At 34.8% G+C, this 3,345-nt stretch carries 2 protein-coding genes; both read left to right on the top strand.

Features of this window, described 5'->3' with window-relative positions; translation table 11 throughout:
- Positions 1–1,618, top strand: a 1,618-nt coding sequence (locus tag F6K22_RS36560; protein ID WP_293109583.1) for a non-ribosomal peptide synthetase, incomplete at its 5' end; no start/stop codon positions are given.
- A 234-nt stretch (positions 1,619–1,852) separates the two neighbouring features.
- The gene (locus tag F6K22_RS36555; protein ID WP_293109581.1) at positions 1,853–2,965 is read left to right on the top strand and encodes a geranylgeranyl reductase family protein; all 1,113 of its coding nucleotides are present in this window, start codon (positions 1,853–1,855) and stop codon (positions 2,963–2,965) included.
- Positions 2,966–3,345 lie beyond the last annotated feature (380 nt).

Here is a 3,345-nt window from a genome sequence, read left to right as displayed (position 1 = left end):
CTATTACAATAATCCCACCTTGAATAGGACGCTTTTTACAGAAGATGATTGGTTGAATACTGGAGATTTAGGATTTCTCAATCAGAATTACCTCACGGTGACAGGACGAGAAAAGGAAATCGTCATTATCAATGGCAAGAATTATTCCTGTCAAGAAATTGAATTAATAGTTGAAAAAGTTGAAGGGGTTCAACCGTCTTACACTGTTGCTTGTAATATTCGACAACAAAACAGCAATACTGATGAGTTAGCTATTTTCTTCCATACAGCAATTACAGAAGATAGTCAATTAGTCAAATTAGTCAAACAAATTCGCGGAAAAGTAACTCAAACCCTGGGTATAAATCCGAATTACATCATTCCTCTTGATAAATATGAAATTCCGAGAACCTTAACTGGCAAAATTCAACGCTTGCAACTAAAACAAAATTTAGAGAATGGTAAGTTTGATGCCATCATCCAACGAGCTGATGCACTTATTCAAAAAGTGTTAGAACTTACCTATGTTAGTCCTCGGAATGAATTAGAACGCCAACTGACTCAGATTTGGGAAAAAGTTTTGGGAGTCCAACCTATCGGAATCTATAATAACTTCTTCGACTTAGGAGGACAGTCTATCTTGGCAGTTAAACTATTGGCAGAAATTGAAAAAACTGTTCAGAAAGATATACCTTTAGCTGCTCTGTTTCAAGCTCCAACAGTTGAAAAACTAGCGAAGATTTTATCTGAAGAGAAATGGTCATCATCTTGGTACTCATTAGTACCTATTCAACCACTAGGCGATAAAACACCCTTATTCGCTATTCATCTTCTAGGTGAAGGTTTAAGTTTTTACCGACCTTTGGCAAATTATCTAGGTCTCAGACAACCCATTTATGGGCTAAGTTATGGATTAGCAGCAAAAAAAGCGAATGAAAAAGAAGTTTCTCTACCTCCTATGAAGGATTTAGCAGCTCACTATATTAAAGAAATGCAAGCTTTTCAGCCCCAGGGACCTTATATATTATTGGGAGTATCTAATGGAGGAAATGTAGCTTTTGAAATGGCAAAACAGCTTAACGCACAAGGTCAAACAGTTGCCAAGTTAATTTTGTTTGATACAGTACATCCAAATATTAAGCTTCCTCCAAACTGGAAAAAGATGTCTAGTTTCCAGAAATTCACTTTAGATTTGATACGACATATTGATATTCACTGGGGTAACATTCTATTATTGGAATCTAAAGACAGGCTACCTTATTTCCTTGACAAAGTAAAAATTTTGTCAACTAAATGGCTTACCAAACTTCCTAAAAAATTATATCTATCTATTAGTTCGTCAAGTTCTAATGTTACTAAAAAGCATCACAAAATAAATTCCCCCTCTGTCTCTCCTCAATGCTATACACCACAGTCATATCCGGGTAAAATAACTCTTTTTAAAGCTAAACATACAAATATAACATCTTCCGATCCTACAAATGGATGGGAAGGTGTAGCTGAAAAAGGACTTGAGATTTATAACATTCATGGCGCTCATAGTAAGATTCTCTCAGAACCCAGTGTACGCATCTTGGCTGAAAAAATGAAGACTTGTCTGTACAAAGCTTTAGACATTAACTCGGAATTTACCACTTAGCTCCCAAGAAAATCAACAATCGAGGAGGATGTTACGGGGTGACAAGCAGACTGAAAGATAAATAAATAATAAGGTTCAAGAAAATAAAAGGACAAAACTTATCAACTGGGGTAAAATATTCTCTAAAGTGAGAATTTTTCTAATTCCACTGCTCACCCCTAACTAATACTGCCCCATGTTGCTAAATACTAAACACGATATTAATTCTTCCTTCTTTCTTCTTCCTTAATTATAATGTTTGATTGTATCATAGTTGGCTCCGGACCCGCAGGAGCAAGTGCGGCATATCATCTAGCAAAATACGGACGTTCTGTATTAGTTTTAGAAAAAGAAACTTTACCTCGATATAAACCCTGTGGAGGTGGAGTTTCTCCTATTGTTCAAGAATGGTTTGATTTTGATTTTTCACCAGCTATTTCTATGAAAATTAATTCCATTCGTTATACTTGGAAAAAAGGCGATTTAGTAGAAGTAAAATTACAAAATCAACAACCTATTTGGATGGTACGCCGAGAAGTTTTTGATTATTTCATTGTTCAGCAAGCGCAAAAACAGGGAGCAGAAATTAGAGATAAAACTCCAGTTATCGGCATAGAATTTAAGAACAATAATTGGCAAGTTTATACAAATAATCAATCTTTTACTTGTCGCTATTTAATTGCTGCTGATGGTGCTAAAGGTTCAATGGCAAAATGGTTAGGGTTTAAAAATCGTAAACGGTTTACTGGTGGCGCGATGGAAATAGAAGTACCAGTTAAAAATCAACAAATTGATAGTGCTTATTTTGAATTTGGAATGTTAAATAATGGCTATGCTTGGAACTTTCCTAAATCTGATGGATACTCAATCGGAGTTGGTACATTTTGGCGAAAACACGGTCAAAATTTTGCAACTTTATTAACAGAATATGCCACGATGTTTGAGGTAGATATTCAAAATGTTCAGAAGTTTGGTCATCCTTTATGTTTATGGAATGGGAATCAAAAATTACATACTCAAAATGCTGTTTTAGCAGGAGAAGCAGCTTGTATTGTTGACCCTTTTACTGCGGAAGGAATTCGTCCTTCTATTTTTACAGGTATTAAAGCAGCAACAGCAATTCATAATTCTCTAAGTGGGGATTTATTTGCTTTAGAAAAATACACTCAAATAATTAATGAAGAATGGGGGAAAGATATGGTTTGGGCACAACGTTTAGCTCAAGGATTTTCTCGTTTTTCAAATATTGCTTATCAAGTAGGTGTCAAGCGACCTCGTGCTACTACTATTATGACGAAAATTTTGTCTGGAGAATTGCGTTATTCTGATGTAGTGGGTTCTGCTTTACGAAAACTTTGGCAAAGGTAATACCATTTCACGGAAGTTAAAAGTCAAAAGTAAAAATTTAAAAGGTAAGCACTCAAATTTTTGAATAAATTAGGCAAATAAATGAGTTAATAACTCATAATATCATGTTCGGATAATCACTTATAATAAAGTTTTTGTTTGTAGTATAGCTCTCAGCCCTATCTACAGTTCGGGCTGAGAGCTATACTACGAACTTTAATTATAATAACTATTTAACCGAACATAATATTAGCTGTTGTATCTCTAGATTCTATATTCCCTATTCCCTTTGACAAAAATTGAATATATAGTCTCAATGCTAAACACCTTAGCTGTTAGCTTTAGCTCCTCTGAAAGAGGCTAGCTGAAGTCTGAATGCTTACGTTAAAAATTAAAAGTTA

The sequence above is a fragment of the Okeania sp. SIO2F4 genome (assembly GCF_010672385.1).
Classification (GTDB): Bacteria; Cyanobacteriota; Cyanobacteriia; order Cyanobacteriales; family Microcoleaceae; genus Trichodesmium.
This window is presented reverse-complemented; position numbering and strand designations above follow the sequence as displayed.